Annotated in this window: 16 protein-coding genes; 4 read left to right on the top strand and 12 right to left on the bottom strand. The window is 70.4% G+C overall.

Annotated elements, in window-relative coordinates; all coding sequences use genetic code 11:
- Window positions 1-59: 59 nt before the first annotated feature.
- From upp to OG241_RS31625, 5 genes are all read right to left on the bottom strand, one after another.
- Complete coding sequence (gene upp / locus OG241_RS31605; RefSeq protein ID WP_405820059.1) at window positions 60-770, bottom strand: uracil phosphoribosyltransferase; 711 nt, start codon at window positions 768-770, stop codon at window positions 60-62.
- A gap of 38 nt (window positions 771-808) precedes the next feature.
- On the bottom strand, window positions 809-2,683 hold the full coding sequence (locus tag OG241_RS31610) for an HAD-IA family hydrolase (protein ID WP_405820061.1): 1,875 nt from the start codon (window positions 2,681-2,683) through the stop codon (window positions 809-811).
- 86 nt (window positions 2,684-2,769) lie between these two features.
- On the bottom strand, window positions 2,770-3,747 hold the full coding sequence (locus tag OG241_RS31615) for a pseudouridine-5'-phosphate glycosidase (protein WP_405820063.1): 978 nt from the start codon (window positions 3,745-3,747) through the stop codon (window positions 2,770-2,772).
- Window positions 3,748-3,809: 62 nt separating this feature from the next.
- Complete coding sequence (locus OG241_RS31620; RefSeq protein ID WP_405820064.1) at window positions 3,810-8,111, bottom strand: amino acid adenylation domain-containing protein; 4,302 nt, start codon at window positions 8,109-8,111, stop codon at window positions 3,810-3,812.
- Between the two features lie 260 nt (window positions 8,112-8,371).
- Window positions 8,372-9,661 carry a CynX/NimT family MFS transporter gene (locus OG241_RS31625; RefSeq protein WP_405820066.1) on the bottom strand — a complete coding sequence of 430 codons (1,290 nt, stop codon included), beginning with the start codon at window positions 9,659-9,661 and terminating at the stop codon, window positions 8,372-8,374.
- A 135-nt stretch (window positions 9,662-9,796) separates the two neighbouring features.
- Between OG241_RS31625 and OG241_RS31630 the strand changes: the two genes are divergently transcribed.
- Window positions 9,797-10,474, top strand: coding sequence for a FadR/GntR family transcriptional regulator (locus tag OG241_RS31630; RefSeq protein WP_405820068.1), 678 nt, complete (start codon window positions 9,797-9,799; stop codon window positions 10,472-10,474).
- A gap of 85 nt (window positions 10,475-10,559) precedes the next feature.
- Here OG241_RS31630 and serC read toward each other — a convergent pair whose 3' ends face one another.
- The 6 genes from serC to OG241_RS31660 form a co-directional block, all read right to left on the bottom strand.
- Entirely contained in the window at window positions 10,560-11,678 is a 1,119-nt protein-coding gene (gene serC / locus OG241_RS31635) for a phosphoserine transaminase (RefSeq protein ID WP_405820070.1), read from the bottom strand.
- A 196-nt stretch (window positions 11,679-11,874) separates the two neighbouring features.
- On the bottom strand, window positions 11,875-13,098 hold the full coding sequence (locus OG241_RS31640) for a cytochrome P450 (RefSeq protein WP_405820072.1): 1,224 nt from the start codon (window positions 13,096-13,098) through the stop codon (window positions 11,875-11,877).
- On the bottom strand, window positions 13,095-13,784 hold the full coding sequence (locus tag OG241_RS31645) for a GTP-binding protein (RefSeq protein ID WP_405826511.1): 690 nt from the start codon (window positions 13,782-13,784) through the stop codon (window positions 13,095-13,097). Before OG241_RS31645 ends, OG241_RS31640 begins: the two co-directional genes overlap by 4 nt.
- A 40-nt stretch (window positions 13,785-13,824) precedes the next feature.
- On the bottom strand, window positions 13,825-14,196 hold the full coding sequence (locus OG241_RS31650) for a DUF742 domain-containing protein (RefSeq protein ID WP_405820074.1): 372 nt from the start codon (window positions 14,194-14,196) through the stop codon (window positions 13,825-13,827).
- Window positions 14,193-14,663, bottom strand: coding sequence for a roadblock/LC7 domain-containing protein (locus tag OG241_RS31655; RefSeq protein ID WP_405820075.1), 471 nt, complete (start codon window positions 14,661-14,663; stop codon window positions 14,193-14,195). The genes OG241_RS31650 and OG241_RS31655 overlap by 4 nt, the downstream gene beginning before the upstream one ends.
- Entirely contained in the window at window positions 14,660-16,741 is a 2,082-nt protein-coding gene (locus OG241_RS31660) for an ATP-binding protein (RefSeq protein ID WP_405820077.1), read from the bottom strand. The genes OG241_RS31655 and OG241_RS31660 overlap by 4 nt, the downstream gene beginning before the upstream one ends.
- Window positions 16,742-16,995: 254 nt before the next feature.
- Here OG241_RS31660 and OG241_RS31665 point away from each other — a divergent pair, with 254 nt between their 5' ends.
- Both OG241_RS31665 and OG241_RS31670 read left to right on the top strand, forming a co-directional pair.
- Window positions 16,996-19,881: an FAD-binding and (Fe-S)-binding domain-containing protein gene (locus tag OG241_RS31665; RefSeq protein ID WP_405820079.1), complete on the top strand. Its 2,886-nt coding sequence runs from the start codon at window positions 16,996-16,998 to the stop codon at window positions 19,879-19,881.
- On the top strand, window positions 19,878-20,657 hold the full coding sequence (locus OG241_RS31670) for a metallophosphoesterase family protein (protein ID WP_405820081.1): 780 nt from the start codon (window positions 19,878-19,880) through the stop codon (window positions 20,655-20,657). The genes OG241_RS31665 and OG241_RS31670 overlap by 4 nt, the downstream gene beginning before the upstream one ends.
- Before the next feature lie 266 nt (window positions 20,658-20,923).
- Here the strand turns inward: OG241_RS31670 and OG241_RS31675 are convergent, their stop codons facing one another.
- Complete coding sequence (locus OG241_RS31675) at window positions 20,924-21,640, bottom strand: SDR family NAD(P)-dependent oxidoreductase (RefSeq protein WP_405820083.1); 717 nt, start codon at window positions 21,638-21,640, stop codon at window positions 20,924-20,926.
- Between the two features lie 46 nt (window positions 21,641-21,686).
- Between OG241_RS31675 and OG241_RS31680 the strand changes: the two genes are divergently transcribed.
- Window positions 21,687-22,250 carry a MarR family winged helix-turn-helix transcriptional regulator gene (locus OG241_RS31680; RefSeq protein ID WP_405820085.1) on the top strand — a complete coding sequence of 188 codons (564 nt, stop codon included), beginning with the start codon at window positions 21,687-21,689 and terminating at the stop codon, window positions 22,248-22,250.
- The last annotated feature ends 93 nt before the right edge of the window (window positions 22,251-22,343 follow it).

Raw genomic sequence — 22,343 nt, forward strand, 5'->3', positions numbered from 1 at the left:
CATCGTCGGGTCAGCGCCTTCCGGCGGGCAGACGAATCCCTGGACACAACCCGAAAGCCTTAACGGGCCGTGCCGAAGTAGCGGTCGCCGAAGTCGCCTATGCCGGGCAGCATGTACGCGTGCTCGCTCAGGCCCTCCTCGATGGCGGACGTGACGATCCGTACGCCGGGGTAGCGTTCGCACACCGCGGTGATTCCCTCCGCCACGGTGATGAAGTTGACGAAGACGATGTGCTCCTCCGGCACGCCGAGTCCGCGCAGGACCTCGATGGCGGCGATCGCCGTGCCGCCGGTGGCCAGCATCGGGTCGAGTAAGAGCACGTGACGGTCGGCGATGTCGTCGGGGAGCTTCGTGTAGTACAGGTGCGGTTGCTTGGTCGTCGTGTCCCGCTGGATGAGGACCTTGCCGATCCTGATCCCCGGGACCACCGCGCGCAGTTCGGCCTCCATGCTCTCGCCGGCGCGGATGATCGGCACCCCGCACAGGTTGTCCGCGAAGCGCAGCCCCCGGTAGGTGCTGCCCACGGGCGTGGTGACGTCGTACGGCTCGAAGGGCAGGAGGTTCAGGGCTGCCTCGGTGAGCAGGCGGATGATGCGGCCGGCGTAGAAGACGAAGTCCTCGCGAGATGCGTCGCGGTCGCGGACGGCCGTGTGCAGGGCGCGCAGTTGGTCGGTCTGGGGGAGCAGGTGGACGTTGCGGTCCAGGTACGTCTGAAGGGTGGGGGTGGGGGTGGTGACCGTGGTCGGTGTGGTTGTTGTCGCGGTGGTCATGTTCGGCTCCTCGTACGTAAGTTGGGGGACGGTGGTGGTCATTCGACCGGCGGCTGTTCGAAGGTGGCGGGCAGTTCGGGTGTCGCGGTGAACTGGCCGGCGGCGACTCGGTAGACGGACCGGCCGCCCGTGCGGTGCCACATCTCACGCATCACGTAGACGAGCTTCGGGTTGTGCTCTTCCTCCTCCTCGGCGGCTCGCGCGATGAGCCATTCCCACTCGCGGGCCCAGCGCGGGTCGGTGACGTCGTCCACGGCCGTGTCGACGCCGAAGAGGCTGTCGAGCGCCGTGAGCTTTCCGGGGCCGGCGAAGTGGCCGCGGGAGAACAGGACGCCGAGGATGCCGGTCCAGTAGCACTTCACCGCTTCGGGGCGCTGCTCGGCGGGGAGGGCGTCCGCGATGTGCCGCATGGCGTGCAGCGCGGTCATGAGGTGCAGCAGGAGGAAGTCCCCCGGTTCCGCCAGGTAGAGGAGGGTGACCAGGTAGCCGAGCTGGTCCCAACTGGCGTCGGTGTCCTGGTCGTTGACCCATGCAGGGGTCTCGTAGATCCGGGGGTGGCCCTCGCCGAGCGTCCGGGCGATCCGGTGCTGCAGTCCGGACCTGAGCAGCTCGGGGTGGATGTCGGCCGTCGTGTCGTCGATCAGGTTCTGCACCCAGGCGCCGAGCTCCTGCCGGTTGGCCTCCCAGTAGCGGGCGATGCGCAGCAGCGAGTCCTTGGGCAGCTCCGCGTCGTACGCCTTCGAGACGGTGGCGCGTTCGGGGTGGCAGTCGACGTGGGCGAAGGCCAGGTAGGCGATGCCCTCGATGGCCATCCAGCGGTTGCCGGCGTCCAGTGCCCAGCCCAGATGGATGGTCGCGTGCTGGAGGGCGCCGACCCAGCCGGAGAGCAGGCGGGGCAGATAACGCCGTAGCATCTCCGCCATTCCGAGTTCCTGCTCGCGGTGGTCGAAGAACTCGCAGTAGGCCGCGAAGTCCTGGCGCTTGCCCAGGAGTTGGAGCCAGTTGTCGTCGTCGATGGTCTGCTGCGGCGCCCGGGCCGGTTCGACGGGGCAGCCGTACGGCGTGAGGGTGACGTAGTTGTCGTGGTAGGCCTTGATCCGCTCAGGGGCGATGCCCAGGCCGGCCAGGGCGACGACGGCGTGCTTCACGTGGTTGGTGAGGTGGCCGTTGAACTCGATGTGGTGCGTACGGTCGTTCAGCATGTCCTCGACGAGGCTGCCGACGTGGGTTGCTGTGTCGGGCGATGTGCCGGGCAGTGTGGCGAGGATTCGGTCCACGACCTCGGGGAACGTCTCGGCGACGTGTGTCGGGCGGGCCGCTTCCAGTTCGGCCCGCTGGTGCACTCCGTAGGTGACCGCGACCGAGGCGATACCGGCCGCCTCGGCCATCCGCAGGTCGTGGGTCGTGTCGCCGACCATCACGGCGTGCTCGGGGCGGGCGTCCAGGCGTTCGAGGATCAGTAGTCCGGACTCGGGGTGGGGTTTGGGGTAGGTGACGTCGTCGGCGCCGATCAGGACCGTGAAGTGGTCGCGCAGGCCGGCGGCGGTCAGCAGTGCGTCGGCGCTGGCGTGGAACTTGCTCGTGGCCACCGTCAGGACGACTCCCCTGCGGCGCAGTTCGTCGAGGCCCTCGGCGACGCCGGGGAAGACCAGGGAGCGGGCGCGGGGCAGGATGACCGTGCGGAACGCCTGCTGGTACTGGGCGACGCCCTCGGCGACCCGGGGGTCGTCCTGCGGCACCCCGAGCAGTTTGCCGAACGCCTGCTCGAGCGGCAGGCCGATGGTCGCCCGGACGTCCGCCGGGTCCCGGGGGTCGGCACCCATCGCCTCGAAGGCGACGGCGAACGCCTCCACGATCGCCCGCGGCGAGTCGACGAGCGTACCGTCCAGGTCGAACATCGCCACGCGGGTCACAGTTGTCTCCTGGGGATCGGATCGGGTCTCGGACCGGAGCTGGATTTGGGGCAGGGGCAGCGGCAGTGGGGCTGGCTTCGCCGGGGTCATCGGTTGTCCTCGCGTCGGAGCCGGGCGTGGGCCGCGGCGAGCCTGCCGCCGACCTCGGCGGTGTGGATGAGTACGGCCATGTTGGCCAGCGCGGACCGACCCTCGGTGGCGCGGTCCACGGCACGCATCACGTACTTCGTGACGGCGCCGCCCCGCACCCCGTCGTCGGCGGCGCCGCGCAGGGCCCCGGCGATGGCGGCCTCGATGTCCTGCCCGTCGATCGCGTCCTCCTCCCGGGTGGGGCTGGTGACGAGGACGCCGCCGGGGTTGCCCAGGGCCCAGTGGGTCTCGACGGCACGGGCGATCAGGGCCTCGTCGTCGAGCCGTTGCGGCGCGCGCAGTCCGCTGGAGCGGCAGTAGAAGGCGGGGAAGTCGTCGTAGCCGTACGAGATGACGGGCACGCAGTGGGTCTCCAGGAACTCCATGGTCAGGCCGAGGTCGAGGATCTTCTTCGCGCCGGCGCAGACGACGGCCACCTTCGACCGGGTGAACTGGATCAGGTCCGAGGAGACGTCCATGGTGGTCTCGGCGCCTCGGTGGACGCCGCCGATGCCCGCCGACGAGAAGAAGGCGATCCCGGCGAGTTCCGCCGCGACCAGCGAGGACGCGACGGTGGTGGCTCCCATACCGCCCGAGGCGAGAACGGCCCCGAGGTCCCTGCTGCTCACCTTCGGGATACCCGGCGTGTCCGCGAAGCGCTCGATGTCCGCGTCGGTCATCCCGACCAGGATGCGACCGCCGTCGATGCCGATGGTGGCGGGCACCGAACCGCCGGCACGTACCGCCTCCTCCACCTTGCGGGCGGTGGCCGCGTTGTCGGGGTAGGGGAGGCCGTGGGTGATGACGTTCGACTCCAGGGCCACCACCGGGTCGCCGTCGGCGAGCGCCGCTGCCACCTCGTCGGTGAACACCAGGGGCACCGGACGGTGTCCGCGTCCGTGTCCGTCTCCGTGTCCGCGGGCGGGGAGCGTCATGTGAGAGGTCCTTTGCTGGAGGTCGGGCGGCGATCGGGGCGGTGGAGGTGACGCCGGTCCGGTCAGTAGTTGGGCGTCTTGCGCAGCAGGTCCTGCCGGTCGACGATCTCGGGCACGTAGACCCGCTCGTTCCACACGTCCTGGGTGACGGGTTCGAGTGCGATGGAGACGACATCCTCCTTGCAGCCGAAGGCGTTGCGCACGGCCGCCGTGACCGCGGTGACCAGTTCCCGTTCCTGCTCGTCGGTGATGGGCACCGGGAAGTGTTTGATGTTGATGTGGGGCACTCCGACCTCCTGGAGAACGGCGTGGGCCGGCCGGCCCGGACGCGTGGACGTGATGGCGGCAGCGGTGGTGACGGCCGTAATAGCGGCAGTAGTAACGGCGGTTGTGGCGTCGATCCGGGCGTTGAGGAGCGCGGCGAGTTCGGTGGCGTACGGCTCGCGCAGCAGTTCGTAGTGGCCGGCGCGCAGTTGGTGGACGGCCGGGGGGCGGGTGGAGAAGCCGCCCCCGCGCTCGCTGCGCTCGATGAAGGAGTAGTTGTCGTCGGTCGCCTTGACGAGCGTCATCGGGGCGTCGAGGCGTCGGCCGGTCAGCTCGTCGAACTCGTAGGTGAAGGAGTAGGTCTGGCGGACGACGCCCGTGACGGCTCGTACGAGTTCCTCGCCGAGGCCGGGGAAGCGTGCGGTGACGAAGGCGACGAAGTCGTTCTCGTCCCTCACGGTCCGCAGGGCCTCGTCCAGTGCCGGGCCGCTGACCGTGCCGGCGAAGACCGAGAAGAGAATGGCGAGGAAGGCACGGTCGCCGAAGTCCGCGCGGTGGCCCGCTCCTTGGGCGTCCTGGGGCCGCAGCCGGGGCTGGCCGGGGGCGACGAGGAACAGGTGCTCCACCCGCTCGCCCGCCTGCTCCAGCTGGAAGGCCGCCTCGAAGGCGACCCGGGCGCCGAACGAGTAGCCGCACAGGAGGTAGGGGCCGTGCGGCTGGATCTCCCGGATCGCCTCGACGTCGGCGGTCGCCATCTCGCGGACGGTGGCGTACGGGACCTCGCCGCTGTTGATGCCGTACGCCTGCACCCCGTGGACGGGCCGGTCGGTGCCCAGGGCGGTGGCCAACGGGCGCAGGTTCATGGGGTAGCCGCCGAGGCCGGGCCAGCAGTGCAGGGGGGTGCCGGCGCCCTCGGGCTGGAGCGGCACCAGCCGGGTCAGCGGCGCGGACGTCTCGGCGTCGAGGCGGGCGGCGAGCTTCTCGACGGTCGGGGCCTCGAAGAGCACCTGGAGCGGCATCGTCCGGCCGAAGTCCGCGTTCAGTCGGCCGACGAGGGCCACTGCCAGCAGGGAGTTGCCGCCCAGCTCGAAGAAGTCGTCGACGACGGAGACCTGTTCGCGCTTGAGCACGGTCTGCCAGACATCGCGGACCCGGCGCTCGGAGCGGGTGCGGGGGGCGACGAACGCCCGTCCGGACAGGGCCAGTTCGGTCTGCTGGGATGCTTCGAGCGCCTTGTTGTCGATCTTCCCGTTGGCGGTGAGCGGCAGCTGGTCCAGGACGACGATCCGGTTGGGCAGCATGTAGCGGGGCAGCAGTCCGGCCAGATCCTCCTTGATCAGCTCGGCCGGCCCCTGCATGTGCACCGAGTCCTCCTTCATGTCCTCGCCGCGCAACTGCTCTTCGCTGACCCGCCCGCCCACGAAGAAGTACGACGGTCCGGTGGGCAGTCCGCAGTCGGTGAGGATCCTGCTCAACTGCTTGGCCGAGGGCAGGTCGTTGCCGGACTTGGAGCTGTAGCCCGAGGACATGAAGCCGAGGCCCAGGTCGTTCATCTGGAGGCGCTGGAGTTTGCGGCCCAGGTCGAGGTACTGCCGCCAGGAGTCGGGGCTGGTGGCGACGAGGCTGACACCGAAACCGGCGCGTTCGTGGACCCGCTGGTTGATGGCGATGACGTGCTTCTTGGCCACCAGGTCGTCGGAGATGCGTACGAGGCTGCCGGCGGTGTACCGGTACTGGCCGGCCGGGAGACCCTCGACGCGGTCGGCGTGGGCCTGGACGTAGATGTCGTAGCCGGCTGTGCCGTTGGCGGGCCCGGTGTCCCCGTCGGTTCCGCCGGTTCCGTGGTTCTCGGCGGCGTCGCTGGGCAGGAGTTCGAACGTGCCGAGGTAGTGGTCCTCCTCGGCGCAGTCGAGACGGTCCTTGACGGCGGGCCGGTACTCCGTGGCCGCGATGCCGAGGCCGTGGGCAGGCAGGATCTCCTCGAACAGGCCGACCATGTGCCCGGCCTCGATCTCCAGGACCTCACGGATGTTGTTGCGGTAGACCGGCTCGATCGCCCGGTGCTTGCCGAGGAAGTGGACTCTCGCACGGGGAGTCCGGAGCGTATCCGTGTTCGTTGCTGTGCCCGTGTCCGGGAGGGCCGGGCCGACGAGCACCAGGTGGTGGTGGAGCGGGTGGTAGTAGTACAGGCCCGCGGGTATCCCGCCCACGCCGTCGAGTTCGAGGTACAGCTGCGTGGCGTAGAGGGAGCCGGGTGAGGCGTAGGCGTACTTGGGCAGCAGCCGCTGGTCGCTGACGTGGCGGCCGAAGTTCCGCAGGAGCGCGCCGAGTTCGGCCCGGGTCAGGTCGGCGAGGTCGCGCGCGGGGTGCTGCGGCCCGGTGCGGGGGCCCAGGAGTCGCAGGATGTCGTCCCGGCCGACGGTCCCGCCCTCGTAGAAACGGTACGTCTTGCGGGCGAAGGCTCGGGCGCGCTGCTCGGAGGTCGCCTCGACGCCGGGGAGTTCGACCACGGACCGGCCGTCGAGTTCGTCGGCGTCACGGCAGCCGGAGTGCGCCAGTTGGGCCCTGACCTGGAGCCTGCTGCGCTTGGACTGGTGGTGCGAGCCGTGGTTGCCCTGGTCCATCACGGCGGCTTCCTTGGGGTTGAGCTCGACGAAGGCCACCAGGTTCTGGAACCCGGTGGCATCGTTGTCGTGCAGCAGGACGGCCGCGCCGCGGACCCAGTCGTGGGTCTCGATCGTCTGGCGGATCTCGTCGAGCTCGACCCGGTAGCCGCGCAGCTTGACCTGGTTGTCGGCGCGGCCGACGAACTGGACCGTGCTGTCGGCGTTGAAGTGGGCCAGATCGCCGGTGCGGTAGAGGCGGGCTCCGGGGGTGGTGGAGAAGGGGTCGTCCACGAACCGGTCGGCCGTGAGGTCCAGGCGGCCGAGGTAGCCGCGGGCCACCTGGATCCCGCCGATGTGCAGTTCGCCGATCTCGCCGATCGCGACCGGCTTCCCCTGCGGGTCCAGGATGTGGAAGGTGGTGCCGCTCACGGGCGTACCCACCGGCATGGTGCGCGGTCCGTCGTCCACAGCCGCACGGTCCACGACGAAGGCCGAGGCGTTGATGGTGCACTCGGTGGGGCCGTACAGGTTGACCAGCCGGGCCGTCGGCATCGCGTCGAGGCACTGGGCGGCGAGGCTTCGGGAGAGCGCCTCACCGCCGCTGAATATGTTGCGCAGGGAGTGGCAGGAGGAGAGGTTCTCGGTGTCGATGAGCGCCTGGAGGAGGGTGGGGACGCACTGCAGGGTGGTCACGCCGTGCCGCTTGATGGTGGCGATGATCGCCTCGGGGTCGCGGTAGACGCCGGGGGCACCCATCACCACGGTGCTTCCGCAGGCGGGGGCGAGGATCTCCCACTGCGCCGCGTCGAAGCTCATGGGGGTCTTCTGGAGGATGATCTCGCCGGCGTCGATGCCGAGGTCGGTGTGCAGCCAGCGCATCTGGTTGACGATGCTCCGGTGCTCGACCATCACGCCCTTCGGCTTTCCGGTACTGCCGGAGGTGTAGATGACGTAGGCGAGATCCTCGGGCCGGGGATTTTCCTCAGTCCTGCTGTTTTTGTTTTCGCTCCCACTCTTTTCACTCCCGCCCTTTTCGTTCCCGCCTTTTCCGTTCACTTCCTGCGACTGGAAAACCTCGTCGAGGGTGACGGCCCGAACTCCTGCGGGTGACAGTTCCTGAAGGGCGGGCCGGAGTAATTCCTGAGTGAGGACTATCTCCACTCCGGCATCCGCCATCATGTACGCGATGCGCTCTCCGGGGTATTCCGGGGAGAGCGGTACGTAGGAGCCGCCGGCCCACAGGATTCCCCACACGGTCGTCATCAGGTCGAGCGACGGTTCCATGAACACGCCGACGCGACTGCCCCGGGTCACGCCCGCCTGCCTCAGGAACGCACCCAACTCCTGCCCTTGGTCCATGAGCTGCGAGAACGTCAGGCTCTCGGCCTCGTGGACCACGGCGATCCGGTCCGGTGCGAGGAGTGTCTGTTCGGCGAGGAGGTCGGTCAGGCTGGTGGCGGCGAGACGAGTACGGGACATTGCATCTGTGCTCATTTGTTTCCCTTTTCCGCATGATTGAAGAACGGCGCGCTTTTGCGCATGGGGGCGCGCCGTCTCGAACAATGGTTTTTCTGGTGCGGGTTTTGGAATTTCTCGCCGACCGGCCGTTAATTGGATGGCGGGTTCGGCAGTTGCTCGTTCTTTCGTTCTTTGGTTCTTTGTGTTTCCGGTTTCTGCTTACTCGTTTAAATCTACGAGCATTGTCGCTGTATAGTCAATGGAATCGATTGATTCGATTCAACTTGTTTGGCGATTCAGCCGATCTGGCGATTCCGGCCGGCCAGCAGGCCCGCCGCGATCTGTACCAGGGTCAGCAGCAGAACGAAGCTCAGGGGCAGTCGCCAGCCGTCCGAGTGGTCGTAGAGAACGCCCACGACGACGGGCCCGGGGATCGACAGCAGATACCCGAAGCCCTGGACGAAGCCGGAGAGCCGGACGACGGAGGCGCCGTCCCGGCCGCGCATGCCGATCATCGTCAGGGCCAGTGGGAAGGAGCAGTTGGCCACGCCCAGCAGGAACGCCCAGAGCCAGGGCATGGATGCCGGATCGGCCCACAGGCCCGTGAATCCGGCCAGGCCGCACACGCCGATCGCCGCCGCGATCCCGCTCTGGTGCCGCAGCTTCCCGGCCAGGGCCGACAGGGCGAAGGAGAGGGGTACGCCGAGCAGTGAGGTGCCCGAGAAGAGCAGGCCCGCGGTCTGGGCGGAGAGGCCGGAGTCGCGGAAGATCTGGGGCAGCCAGCCGATGATGATGTAGGCGGAGCTCGCCTGCAGTCCGAAGTAGGCGGTGAGCGCCCAGGCGGTGGGATCCCGGGAGAGCGGGCGCCGGGGCGGAGGCTGCTGCGGGGCGTCCGCGTCCACCGGGTCCGGTCCCGGTGGTGGCCGGCGGCGGGCCAGGGCCAGCCAGGGAGGCACGGCCATGGCGGCCAGCACCGACCAGGCTCCGAGGCCGTACCGCCAGTCGCCGCCGAACGCCTCGGTCAGCGGGACGGTCACGGCGGCGGCGGACGAGGCGCCCGCGTTCAGCGCCATGGAGTACAGGCCGGTCATCGCGCCCACCCGGTCGGGGAAGCGCTCCTTGACGACGGCCGGCAGCAGCACGTTGGCGATGGCGATGCCGGCGAGCGACAGGGCGGTCAGTACGACGAACAGGCCGGGGTCGGTGGCGAACGGCCGGAGTGCGAGCCCGGCCGTCAGCACCACACCGGCGGCGGCGATGGCGCCTGCCGCGCCGTAGCGCCGGGCGAGAGCCGGGGCCGTGGAGCCGATCAGGGCGAAACAGGCGGCGGGGATCGAGGTGAGGACGCCGCTCGTCGTGCCGCTCATGGACAGGCTGTCGCGCACCTCTTCGAGGACCGGCCCGAGGCTGGTGACCCCCGGCCGCAGGTTCAGTGCCGCGAGTACGAGCGCCGCAACCGCCAGGCGGCGTGTGTTCCGGGGGGTGCTGCGGGGTCGGGGGGTGTCCCGGGGGTCGCTGTGGACGGCGTTCGGAGAGCTGTGCGGGTCGGGGTGCGAGGCGGGCCTGTTGGACTCACTCTTCGGCATAGGCCCCATCGTAGACTCATCCCATGACTCGATGTCTAGTGGTTTGTAGATAGAGTCATGGGATGAGTCGATGAATCGGTGACTCGATGAGTCTCAGGGGGGTTCATTGGGTGAGAATCGACGTAGTCTGAGAGGATGACTATGGATCCCGTTCGCCGCCAAGCGCTTTCCGACCAGGTGATCACCCGGTTGCGGCGGCAGATCACCTCCGGCGCCTGGCCCGTGGGCTCGCGCATCCCGACCGAGACGGAGCTGGTCGAACAGCTCGGCGTGGCTCGGAACACGGTGCGTGAGGCGGTCCGAGCCCTGGCACACACCGGCCTGCTGGAGATCCGGCACGGCTCGGGGTCGTATGTGCAGGCGACCAGTGAACTCGCCGGCATGATGCGGACCCGCTTCGAGAAGGCCCGGCGGGAGGACATCACCGACGTCCGCAGCGCCCTGGAGATCCGCGCGGCGCGGCTGGCCTGTGCCCGCCGTACCCCGGACGACCTGGAGCGGCTCGAACTCCTGCTGCAGCAACGGCAGGAGGCCTGGTCGGCCGGGGACCGGGTCGGTTTCGCGAACGCCGACGTGGCTTTCCATCTGGCCGTCGTCACGGCGTCCCACAACACCGTGCTGGCCGACTTGCACGCGGACCTGGGCGAGGTGATCCGGGACTCGCTCCTCGACCACTTCGGCGAGACCCTGCGCCCCGAGCAGTTCCAGGACCACGCCCGCCTCGTCGAGGCGATCCGCGAACGAGACAGCGACCGGGCGGCGTACGAGTCCGGCTCCTACATGGACTGCGCTCCCGCGGAGAAGTACGAGTGAGGGTGGCTCCCTTGCCTGTGCGGGCATGACGAAGGGGGCGCCCAGTGACCAGCACCGGGCGCCCCCTTCGTCGTACGGGAGAAGGTCAGAGCTTCTCGATCACGTAGTCGACGCACTTCGTCAGCGCCTCGACGTCCGCCGGGTCGATCGCCGGGAACATCGCCACGCGGAGCTGGTTGCGGCCGAGCTTGCGGTAGGGCTCGGTGTCGACGATGCCGTTGGCGCGCAGGACCTTGGCGACGGCGGCGGCGTCGATCTCGTCCGCGAAGTCGATCGTGCCGATGACCTGCGAGCGCTTCGCCGGGTCGGTGACGAACGGGTTCGCGTACTTGACGTCCTCGGCCCAGCCGTACAGCGCCTGCGCCGAGGTGGCCGTGCGGCGGACCGCCCAGTCGAGGCCGCCTTGGCCGTTGATCCACTCGAGCTGCTCGTTGAGGAGGAACAGGGTGGCGAGGGCCGGGGTGTTGTACGTCTGGTTCTTGCGCGAGTTGTCGATCGCCGTGGGGAGCGAGAAGAACTCCGGGACGTGACGGCCGGACGCGTGGATGCGCTCGGCGCGCTCGATCGCGGCCGGGGAGAACGCGGCGAGCCAGAGGCCGCCGTCCGCCGCGAAGGACTTCTGCGGGGCGAAGTAGTAGACGTCGGTCTCGGCGATGTCGACCGGCAGGCCGCCGGCGCCGGACGTCGCGTCCACCAGGACGAGGGAGCCCTCGTCGGCACCCGGTACGCGCTTGATGGGGGCGGCGACACCGGTGGACGTCTCGTTGTGCGTGTAGGCGTAGACGTCGACGCCCGCCTCGGCCCGCGGGTCCGGGTGGGTGCCCGGGTCCGAGGAGATGACGGTCGGGTCGGCGAGCCAGGGAGCGAGCTTGGCGGCCTTCGCGAACTTCGAGCTGAACTCACCGAAGGTGAGGTGCTGCGACTTGTTCTCGATCAGGCCGTGCGTCGCGACGTCCCAGAACGCGGTCGAGCCGCCGTTGCCGAGGACGACCTCGTAGCCGTCGGGGAGCTGGAACAGCGCGGAGATGCCCTCGCGTACCTTGCCGACCAGGTTCTTGACCGGGGCCTGGCGGTGGGAGGTACCGAGGAGGGAGCTACCGGTGGCGGCCAGCGCGTCCAGCGCTTCCGTCCGCACCTTGGAGGGGCCCGCGCCGAAACGTCCGTCGGCGGGCTTGATGTCAGCGGGAATCTGGATCTCAGCCACGGGGGGAGCGTAGCCCTTCCGGGAAACGTGGCGGAAACGTGGTCCGTCCGGTGAGACGCGCTCCGCGGGTTTGGCGGGGGTTGGGGGGCGTCGTTTCTGGGGGCTGTGCCCCCAGGCCCCCCTTCGGCCCTGAACGGGCCTTGTCCGCAAGCGCCGGACGGGCTGGAAATGCGGGCCGGTGCTGGAGATAAGAGCGTCAGTGTGTTGGCGGGTCCAGTGCCGGTGTCGGGGTGAAGCGGACCGGGAGTTGGGTCAGGCCCCGTAGCCAGGGGGACGGGCGGCGGGTCAGGGTTTCGGGTGGGACCGCCAGGTCGATGTCGGGGAGGCGGTCCAGGACGACCTCGATGCCCGTCCTCGCGATGACCTCCGCGACCTCCTGCGCCGGGAAAGGGCACCTGTGTTCGCCGTGGCCGAAGGAGAAGTGGGCGTTGTTGCCGCCGGTGAGGGCGGAGCCGTCGGTACGGACCTGGGGGTCGGAGTTGGCGCCCTGCAGGCCGAGGAGGAGCAGGTCACCCGTACGGATGTGCCGGCCGCCCAGACGGGTGTCGCGGGACGCCCAGCGGCCCGGCATGGTCTGGACGGGCGCGTCCTCCCACAGGACCTCGTTCATCGCCTCGGCGACACTGCTGCGACCACCGAAGAGCGAGGCCGCGAACCGCTCGTCCGTGAGCATCAGACGCAGCGAGTTGCCCATCCAGTCGGCGGTGGGGTCGTTCCCGGCCGCGACCATGATCATCAGGTCGTGTGCGACCTCCTCGTCCGTGAAGCCGTACGGGTTCGCGAGCATCCGCGAGACCACGTCGTCCGAGGGTCGCATCCTACGGGCGGCCAGCAGCCGGCCCATCGACTCGACCAGGTGCCGTTGGCCCGCCATGCCGGTCTCCTGCCCGCCGGTCATGGCGAGCGCGGCGGAGACCAGGGCGGGCCCGTCCTCGTCGGGGAAACCGAAGAGACGGGCCATGACGCGTACGGGCAACCGCATCGCGTACTCCTGGACGAGGTCCGCCTCGCCCCGGGCGCAGATCGAGTCGATCAGCTCGTCCGCGAACTTCTCGGTGTACGACCGCAGTTCGACCGGGTCGGCTTCCTCCAGCGCACCGCTGATCATCGCGGCGCGCTCACGGTGGCGTTCGCCCACGGTGTAGAGGATCGAGGGCTGTCCGCGGCCGATCATCGGCAGATGCGGCCAGTCGGCGGGGATCCTCTCCCACTGGTTCCACAACTCCGAGTCCCGGCTGAACAGCACCGAATCGCCGGTGACTTGATGCAGCTCGCGGTAGCCGAGCACCAGCCACGCGGGTACGTCCCCGTCGAGCAGCACCGGCGTCACCGGACCGTGGTCGCGCCGCATCTCCCGGTACACCTGGTCGGGTTCGGCCCGCAGCCGGTGGCCGTTGAGGGGGACATGGGCGGCGGTCACCGGGGCAACTCCTTGTGATGTGCGTTGCGATGTGCGGGCACTTGGCCGTCGTGCGAATGCACGTGTGTGGGTGTGGGTTTGGGTGACTGGGACTGCGCGCGTCGGTAGCGGTGTTTCGCGTGTTCCACGAGGGCGATCAGCACCCGCTTGCTCGAATTCCGGGCGCGCGCGTCGCAGTGTACGAGCGGTACGTCGGGGTCGAGGTCGAGCGCGTCCCGGATGGCCTGCGGGGCGAAGTCCTGGCCGCCGAAGTCGTTGCGGGCCACGACGAACGGGGTGCCGTGCTGTTCGAGGCGGTCGATGGCGTACCAGGAGTCGTCGAGGCGGCGGGTGTCGACGAGGACGACCGCACCGAGCGCGCCGGCGAACAGCCGGTCCCAGAGGAACCAGAAGCGTTCCTGGCCCGGCGCCCCGAACAGGTACAGCACGTTGTGGGCGTCGAGCGTGATGCGGCCGAAGTCGAAGGCGACGGTCGTGGCCTTCTTGTCGCGCACCGCGCTGACGTCGTCGACGCTCTCACCGGCCCGCGTCATCGTCTCCTCGGTGCTGAGGGGACGTATCTCGCTGACCGACCGCACGAGCGTCGTCTTGCCGACGCCGAAACCGCCGACGATCACGATCTTCAGGCCGTTGTCGGCGGAGGCACGCAGGGGCGGACGCGGGTCGACTTCCACGCGGTTGCCCACGGCATCGGGTGTGGCGTTGCCTGTGGTGTTGCCCGTGCGGTCAGAGGTTGCGGAGTCCAACGAGCACCTGCTCCAGGATGTCGGGGTCGGTGATGGCGGTCCGGCGCGGATGGCGGGCGCTGACGCGGCCCGCGGCCAGGAGGTCGGCGAGCAGGACCCTGGTGATGCCCACCGGCAGCCGCAGCACGGCGGCGACCTCCACCACCGCCGTGGGACGCTCGGCGAGCCGCAGGATCGCGGCGTGCTCGGACTGCATCCCCGGCACCGGACCGGACTCGGCGACCACCAGCGTCACCAGGTCGAACGGGTTGTCGGGAGCGGCGCGGCTGCGGCCTCCGGTGAGTGTGTAGAGCCGGTCCGGAGAATCGTCCCTTCCCGGACGGTTCCCGGGTTGTCCCCCCGGACCATTCATGCCGTACGCGGCTGAGTCGCATGGGGCTGTGTCATACGGGGCTGTGTCGTACGGGGCTGGGCGCGCAGGTGTTCCCCGAGCTGCTCGACGAGTTCGCTCATGTTGTGGCCGACGAGCCCGGTGTCCGCGTCCTCGGTGGTGACGACGGCCAGGTGCGCGCCCTGGCCCGCCTCGACGATGAACAGCACCCCGCCGTAGAACTCCGTCATCGCGGTACGCACCCCTCCGCTGCCGTCCCCGAACTCCACGGACGCGCCGTGCGACAGCGACTGGATACCGGCGGCGATCGCGGCGAGCTGGTCCGCCTGGTCGACGGACAACTCCGGCGTACGGCACAGTTTCAGGCCGTCCCGGGACAGCACGAGCGCGTGCCGGGCACCCGGGGTGCGCTCCAGGAGGCCCTCGATGAGCCAGGTCAGCTTCTCGTCGGCGGTCGTCGGTCCGGGGCCGAGGCCAGTGCCGGTCATGGGGTGGGGTCGCCTTCCGGGTGGGAGGTGGTGGGGGGTGAGCTGGCGGGCGGTACGGAGGCGGCTTCCGCCGGGGTCGAGGGGGCCTGCGCGGGGGCTGCGGACGGCGCGTGCGGCTCCGGGCTGGTGCTGCCCTGGAGAGCCGCCTGATCGGGCACGCTGCCGCGCACGGCCTGCCGGAAGGTCCCGAAGCGGGCCACACGCTCGCGCGTGTCGTCAGGGTCGGGCGGCGCGAGAGGGATGGAGAACCTCGACTCGTCGGCCGGTGCGGCCCCCCGGGCGCGTTCGGCCGCGGCGAGCGTACGTCCCCGGCGCCGCTGCGGCAGCCCGTCGGAGGCCACCTCCGCGGTGAGGCTCTCCCCCTGCTCCGGCTGCTCCGGGGCGTGGTCGGGGGACTCGTGCGTCGGTACGGGGTCCGGGTCCAGGTCGCTGACGGCGGCGCGGGCGGCCGTGTACGACTGGTCCGCGTACGGTTCCTGGGCCCGCTGCTCCGCGTACGGCCGTTCCTCGTACGGCCGTTCCTCGTAAGGCCGTTCCGCGTACGGTTCCTGGGGCCGGGACTGGTCCGAGTGGGGTTCCTGTGTGGAGGGACGGTCCGCGTAGGACCCCTGAGCGCGGGCCTGGTCCGCGTACAGCTCTTCGGGGTACGGCCATTCCGCGTGGCCCTCCTCCGCGTACGACACCGGCGGTTGCTGTCCCCGTCCGTGTCCCTGTCCCCATCCCTGTTCCTGCCACTGTTCCTCGTTCTCGGAACGGGCTTCCCAGGGTTCGCCGGGAGTGGGTGCGGGGGCCGCGGGTGCCTCCGGTACGGGCGATGTCACTCGCGTCGGAGGCGTCGGAGGTGTCGGCAGCGGTGGGGCCACGACCGCGTCCCCGGCCAGGATGTCCTGCGGGATGAGCACCAGCACGCCGGTGCCCCCGCGCGCGGACGGGCGGAAGGAGATCCTGAGGCCGTACTTGCGGGCCAGCCTGCCGACGACGGAGAGGCCCAGGCGGGTGCCGGTGAGGCCGCCGAGCCCGATGCCGTCGGGGTTCCGCCCGCCTCCCTTGGTGTCGTTGCTGCCGTCCTCCCCGGAGACGGCTCGTTCGGCGCGGCGCAGCTGCACGTCGCTCATGACCAGGCCGCTGTCCTCCACGGAGACGATGATCCCGGCGGGGACCTCCTCGACGTACACATGGACCTCTGCGGTCGGCGGCGAGAAGTTCGCGGCGTTGTCGAGGAGTTCGGCCAGCGCGTGCATGACGCCCTCGGCGGCGTGTCCGGCGACGGCGGCGGCGCTGGCGGAGTGCACGCGCACGCGCTGGTACCCGCTGATGCGGCCCATCGCGCCGCGCAGGATCGACTCCATGACGATCGGACGGGCCCAGCGGCGGCCCGAACGGGCGCCCGAGAGGACGGCGACGGAGTCGGCGAGGCGGCCCGCCTGGGCGGTGCGGTGGTCGAGGTGGAGGAGGTCGGCGAGGACGTCCTCGTCGGTGTGCCGGTCCTCCATGGCACGCAGGTCGGCGAGGGTGCTCGTGGCCAGCGCCTGCATCCGCCCGGCCGCGTTGGCGGTGGCCGCGAGGGCCGCCGCCCGCTCCTGGTTGGCCCGGCGCAGCTCTTCGGTCAGGCGGGCGACGTCCTCGGTGAGCAGGGTGATCTCGTGGGCCTTCGCCTGCTGGAGGCGGGTGAACTCCTGGGCCGAGGCCTCGTGGAGGCGGACGCGTTCACGGACGAGGTCGGCGGACACGCGCGCGCGTTCCCGTTCCAGATCGGCGGTCAGTCCGGCCCGTACCTGGTTCAGCTCCTCGGAGAGGCGCGCGCGGTCGTGCAGCAGACGGCCGGCGTCGTCGCTGACGGCCGTGAGCCGACGCCGCGCCAGACGGGCGGACCGCAGGCCGTGGGCGGCCACGGTGACGGCCGCGCACAGCAGCAGCGCGGCGCCGGCTCCGCCCAGCGCGAGCGGGACGCGCGCCTCGTTCGACGCCCGGGAGACCGCGCCGGCCACCGCGAGGGCGGCGAGTACGGCGGTGAGCAGCGGGGCGGGCAGGAGGGCACGGTAGGCGGGGCGTTCGCCTGGCTGGCGGGGCGCGGTCATGAAGCGGTCCTCGGTCGATTCCTCGGCGGTGTGCCCGGCTGCGTCCTCCGTGCTGCTGCCTGGGCCAAGGGGCCCTGCGGGGTGGCTGTGCAATCCGTTTGTGAGCGAGTTGTGACTGATGGTGCTCAACTTGCCGTAACTATAGGGGAGTTAGTGAGCGAGTTTGAGGTGTTTCGGCTCGGTCCCCACAAACCGTCCACGTTTCGCCGGGCGCTCGGACGGTCACTGTCAGTGGTGGGATGCATGCTGGGGTCATGACGGATCTTCGGCCGCTGGAGGCGGAACTGCGGAAGGCCGTCCGGGGCGAGGTCGGTTTCGACGCCATGTCCCGGGCGCTGACCACCATGGACGCGTCGAACTACCGGCGCGTGCCGCTGGGCGTGGTCGCCCCGCGCGACGCGGACGACGTGGCGGCGGCCCTCGCCGTCTGCCGAGCGCACGGGGTGCCGGTCGTGGCGCGCGGCGGGGGCACGTCGATCGCCGGCCAGGCGACGGGCACGGGGGTCGTTCTGGACTTCACGCGGCATATGGGCCACCTCCTCTCCCTCAACCACGAGGAACGGACGGCTGTTGTTCAGCCAGGGCTGGTTCTCGACCGTCTCCAGGAGGCCGCCGCCCCGCACGGTCTGCGTTTCGGCCCCGACCCGTCGACCCACGGCCGCTGCACGCTCGGCGGCATGATCGGCAACAACTCCTGCGGCCCGCACTCCGTCGCCTGGGGCACGACGGCGGACAGTGTGCGCGAGCTGACGGTGATCCGCGCGCGCGGCGACCGCCTCCGCCTGGGACAGGGCTGGTCAGGCGCCCCTGAGGGCCTGCGACAGCTGGCGGAGGGCGAGTTGGCCCGCCTGCGTACGGGCTTCCCGGACCTGCCGCGCCGTATCTCCGGGTACGCGCTGGACGCGCTGCTGCCCGAGAAGGGCGCGGACGTCGCCCGCTCCTTCTGCGGCTCGGAAGGCACCCTGGGCATCGTCACGGAGGCGGTCGTCCGGCTGGTCGAGGCCCCGCGCGCGCGTGCGCTGGCCGTGCTGGCGTACGCGGACGAGAGCGGCGCGGCGGACGCGGCGGCGGGCCTGCTGCCGTACGGCCCGCTGACGGTCGAGGGCATGGCCGCCGACCTGGTCCGCACCCCCACCGAACTGCCCCGGGGCGGCGCCTGGCTGTTCGTGGAGACGGGCGGCGCGAACCCGGCGGAGGCACGCGCGCGTGCGGACACGATCGTGCGCGCGGCGGACGTCGCAGACGCCCTCGTGGTGTCCGACCCGGCCGGCCAACGAGCCCTGTGGCGCATCCGGGAGGACGCGAGCGGCACGGCGACGAGGATGCCGGACGGCACGGAGGCCTGGCCCGGCTGGGAGGACTGCGCGGTACCCCCGCCCCGACTGGGCGCCTACCTGCGGGACTTCAGGCGGCTCCTCGCGGACCATGGTCTGCGCGGCACGCCGTACGGCCACTTCGGCGACGGCTGCATCCACGTACGCATCGACTTCGACCTCCTGACCGCGCCGGGTGTGGCACGCTTCCGCCGCTTCTCGGAGGACCTGGCGGAGCTGGTGGTGTCGCACGGCGGCTCCCTGTCCGGCGAACACGGCGACGGCCAGGCCCGCGCGGAACTGCTCCCGAAGATGTACGCCCCCGAGGTGATCGCCCTCTTCGAGCGCACGAAGGCCCTCTGGGACCCGGACGACCTCCTGAACCCCGGCATGCTGGTCCGCCCCGCCCGCCTGGACGAGAACCTCCGCTTCGCGGTCCTCCCCCGCGAGCCGGTGGACGTGGCCTTCGGCTACCCGGCGGACGGCGGGAACTTCTCGGCGGCCGTCAGCAGGTGCGTGGGGGTGGCGAAGTGCCGTACGCCTGCGGTCGGCAAGGGGAGTGCAGGGGGCTCGGACGTGATGTGCCCGTCCTTCCGGGTGACGGGCGAGGAGGCGCACTCCACGCGCGGACGGGCCCGGCTGCTGCACGAGATGCTCGCGGGCGAGGTGATCACGGACGGCTGGCGCTCGGGGGAGGTCCGCGAGGCGCTTGACCTGTGCCTCTCCTGCAAGGGCTGCCGCTCGGACTGTCCGGTCGAGGTCGACATGGCCACGTACAAGGCGGAGTTCCTCCACCACCACTGGGCAGGCCGTCTGCGCCCGGCGGCCCACTACGCGATGGGGTGGCTGCCGGTATGGCTGGGGGCGGTCGCCCGCACGCGCACGGCGCGGCTGGTCAACTCCCTGAGCCGGGTAGGGGTGTTGGCGGCGATGGCGAAACGGCTGGGGGGAATCGCGCCCGAGCGGGAGCTCCCGACGGTGGCGGCGCAGACGTTCAGCCGGTGGTGGTGGGGGAGGCGGAAGACCGCAGGGGACAGCGGGCGTCGGCAGGCGGTCGTCCTCTGGCCCGACACGTTCACCGAGCACCTGACCCCGTCGGTGGGACAGGCGGCCGTACGGGTACTGGAGACGGCGGGCCTGAAGGTAACCCTGCCGCCGACCGGACGCACCCGCGCCCGCACCTCTCCCCGGGTCTGCTGCGGCCTGACGTACATCTCGACAGGCCAACTGGACCGGGCCCGCGCGGTGTTGCGCCGCACGCTCGACCTGATGGAACCGGTCCTGGACGCGGGCACCCCGGTGACGGTCCTGGAACCGAGCTGCGCGGCAGCCCTCCGCACGGACCTCCCCGAGCTGCTGCACAACGACCCACGCGCGCGACGCCTCGCCGACGCGGTCCTCACCTTCGCGGAGACCCTGGAACACCACGCCCCCGACTGGACCCCGCCCCGCGTGGACCGCCCGGCGACCGGCCAGACCCACTGCCACCAGCACGCGGTACTGGGCGACGCGGCGGACCGCCGACTGCGCGAGGCAGCGGGCCTGACGGGCGAACTGACGGGCGGCTGCTGCGGCCTGGCCGGCAACTTCGGCTTCGAGAAGGGCCACTACGAGGTGTCGAAGGCCTGCGCGGAGGAACGCCTGCTGCCGGCGGTACGGGAAGCGCGCGAGGGCACGGTGATCCTGGCGGACGGCTTCTCGTGCCGGACACAACTGCAGCAGCTGGCGGGGGTGCGGGGGCGCCATCTGGCGGAGGTACTGGCGGAGAAACTGGATCTGGACCCGGAAGTGGACCCGGGAGCGGAACTGGAAGGGGATGCGACATGAGCGGGGCCGAGTTGAACCGGGTGGCCGTCCTCTCCGACATCCACGGGGTGCTCCCAGCCCTGGAGGCGGTGCTCGCCGAGCCCGAGGTGGCCGCCGCGGAGCGGATCGTACTGACGGGGGACATCACGGCGGGCCCCCAGCCCGCCGAGGTTCTCGCTCTCCTCCGGGACCAGGGCGACCGGGTGCTGTGGATCGCCGGGAACGCGGACCGGGAACTGGTCGAGTACCGACAAGGGGAGCGGACGTCGATCCCGGATCCGATAGCCCCCTTCGCGGCAGCCCAACTCACGGACGACCAGGTCGAGTTCCTGGCGGCCCTCCCCACCTCGCTCACCCTCCCCGTCCGTGGACTCGGCGATGTCCTCTTCTGCCACGCCACACCCCGCGACGACGAGGAGATCGTCCTGGTCGACTCCCGCCCCGACCGCTGGACGGAGGTCTTCGCGGACGTCCCCGAGACGGTCCGCACGGTGGTCTGCGGTCACACCCACATGCCGTACGTCCGCCTTGCCCACGGCCGTCTGGTCGTCAACCCCGGCAGCATCGGCATGCCGTACGGCCGCCCGGGCGCCCACTGGTGCCTCCTCGGCCCCGGCACCGACCTGCGCGTGACGCGGTACGACATCCCGGCCGCGATCACCCGCCTCGTCGCGGAGTGCGCGTACCCGGAGATCGCCGAGTGGGCCGACTACTACCTGCACGCCCGGGCGACGGACACGGAGGCCCTGGGGGCGTTCGGGGCGCGTGACGGGAGAGAACCGTTGCCGACGAGGTGAGGCGGGTGAAGTCGAGCGGGGGGCTCTGAGTACGGGGTGAGAGGGCCCGGCCAGCCGCGAGCCCCTCACCTCACTTCGCCGCACCTCACCCCTGGTTCAGTTCGGCCGGTCCAGCCGCCGTCCCCGGCTCTCGACCACGCGAAGCGCATCCCGGAGGGCTTCGGTCAATCGCTCGGCGAGGAAACGGAGTTCGCCGCGTGGTGTTTCCGGGAGCAGCTCGTGGGCGTGGCTGAGTTCGAGAGCGTTGTTTCGAGGGCCTACTGACGCTAGCGCGTGGTGAAGGCGCCTCCGTTGACGTGGATGGTCTGGCCGGTTATGTGACGGGCTCCCTGGGAGGCGAGGAAGTAGGCCGTCTGGGCGATGTCGTCGACTGTGCCCGGTCGCTTGTTGTGTGTCTCCTCCACAAGAGCGCTACGGCGTTCGTCGCTCAGCTGACCGTGGAAGAAGTTGGTGTCGGCGATGTAGCCCGCAGAGATGACGTTGCAGGTAACACCCTTGGGGGCGAGCTGGGAGGACAGTGAAGCGTTCCATGCGCCCAGAGCGGCTTTGGCCGCTCCGTAGGACCCGCCCCGACGCTCGGCACCGATCGAGCCGATGCTGATGATGGAGCTGCCACTGGTGAGCTTGTCCTGGACCGAGGTGGTGGTCAGCACCGCGGTGAGTAGGTTCTGCGCCAGGTTGGCATGCCACTGGGCGAGCACCCCGTCCAGTGCTGATACTTCGCCAGAGGTTGCCTGAGGCAAGCCGCCGGCGGCGTTAACCAGTACGTCCAGTTCGTCGACCCTGGCGGCAAACGCCTGGACCTGACCGGCGTCGGCCGCGTCGCAGACGATGCCGTGCACCCCCAGCTCCTTGGCGGTCTGTTCGACGGTGTCGGGGGTGCGGCCGGTGATGAAGACCTTTGCCTGGTCGGCGGCGAACCTCTGTGCGATGGCACGGCCTATGCCGCTGGTACCTCCAGTGATGAGCACGGTGCGGGTCATGAGTCCTCCTGCTCACTGATACGTTTAGACCTAAACATAACCGACGATGACAGGGGATCGCACCGTGGCCGACGCAGCCATCGCATCTGAGGACCCTGTGCCTGCCCATCTCGCCGCCGAGATCGCCGCGGCCTGGCGACGGGAGCGACCAGGCACCCCGACCGAATCGATCGAGATCGTCACCCCCATCTGGCAGTTGGCCAAGCTCCTCGCCGACGACCGCAACCGGGTGCTGCGGGAGGCGCGGATCGACGCAGCCACCCTCGACCTGCTGTCCGTCATCCGCCGCTCCGGGGCGCCCTACACCCTCAGTACCCGCGAGATTGCGCTGAGGACGCTGGTGACCGCGGGTGCCATCTCTCAGCGCGTCGCCCGAGCCGAACGCGAAGGCCTCGTCCAGCGGGCACCAGGGACCACGGGCCGCCGAACCGTCATGGTGAACCTCACCGCCGAAGGCCACGCGCTCATCGAACGATCCGTCGATGCCGTACTCGGCCGAGAGGCCACGCTCGTCAGCAGCCTGTCGACACGCGAACGTACCGCGCTCACCGAGATGCTGGACAAACTGATGACCGACGTCCGTCGGCGCACGGCCCCCGAAGAGCGCTGAACCGGCCGCCGGGCGAAAGGCGACCTTGAAGAAGAAGCAGTACTTGTTCCCCAACCGTCGTGTTCCTGGCCAAGAAGGTCCGTCAGGCCCCTC

Origin of the sequence: Streptomyces sp. NBC_01390 (assembly GCF_045040105.1) — a bacterium.
GTDB lineage: Bacteria > Actinomycetota > Actinomycetes > Streptomycetales > Streptomycetaceae > Streptomyces.

Excerpts from the sequence above, each read along its gene's own strand:
- upp (WP_405820059.1), bottom strand. The coding sequence starts at position 770 with ATGACCACCGCGACAACAACCACACCGACCACGGTCACCACCCCCACC.
- OG241_RS31615 (WP_405820063.1), bottom strand. The coding sequence starts at position 3,747 with ATGACGCTCCCCGCCCGCGGACACGGAGACGGACACGGACGCGGACAC.
- OG241_RS31620 (WP_405820064.1), bottom strand. The coding sequence starts at position 8,111 with ATGAGCACAGATGCAATGTCCCGTACTCGTCTCGCCGCCACCAGCCTG.
- OG241_RS31625 (WP_405820066.1), bottom strand. The coding sequence starts at position 9,661 with ATGCCGAAGAGTGAGTCCAACAGGCCCGCCTCGCACCCCGACCCGCAC.
- OG241_RS31630 (WP_405820068.1), top strand. The coding sequence starts at position 9,797 with ATGACTATGGATCCCGTTCGCCGCCAAGCGCTTTCCGACCAGGTGATC.
- OG241_RS31650 (WP_405820074.1), bottom strand. The coding sequence starts at position 14,196 with ATGAATGGTCCGGGGGGACAACCCGGGAACCGTCCGGGAAGGGACGAT.
- OG241_RS31655 (WP_405820075.1), bottom strand. The coding sequence starts at position 14,663 with ATGACCGGCACTGGCCTCGGCCCCGGACCGACGACCGCCGACGAGAAG.
- OG241_RS31660 (WP_405820077.1), bottom strand. The coding sequence starts at position 16,741 with ATGACCGCGCCCCGCCAGCCAGGCGAACGCCCCGCCTACCGTGCCCTC.
- OG241_RS31665 (WP_405820079.1), top strand. The coding sequence starts at position 16,996 with ATGACGGATCTTCGGCCGCTGGAGGCGGAACTGCGGAAGGCCGTCCGG.
- OG241_RS31670 (WP_405820081.1), top strand. The coding sequence starts at position 19,878 with ATGAGCGGGGCCGAGTTGAACCGGGTGGCCGTCCTCTCCGACATCCAC.
- OG241_RS31675 (WP_405820083.1), bottom strand. The coding sequence starts at position 21,640 with ATGACCCGCACCGTGCTCATCACTGGAGGTACCAGCGGCATAGGCCGT.
- OG241_RS31680 (WP_405820085.1), top strand. The coding sequence starts at position 21,687 with ATGACAGGGGATCGCACCGTGGCCGACGCAGCCATCGCATCTGAGGAC.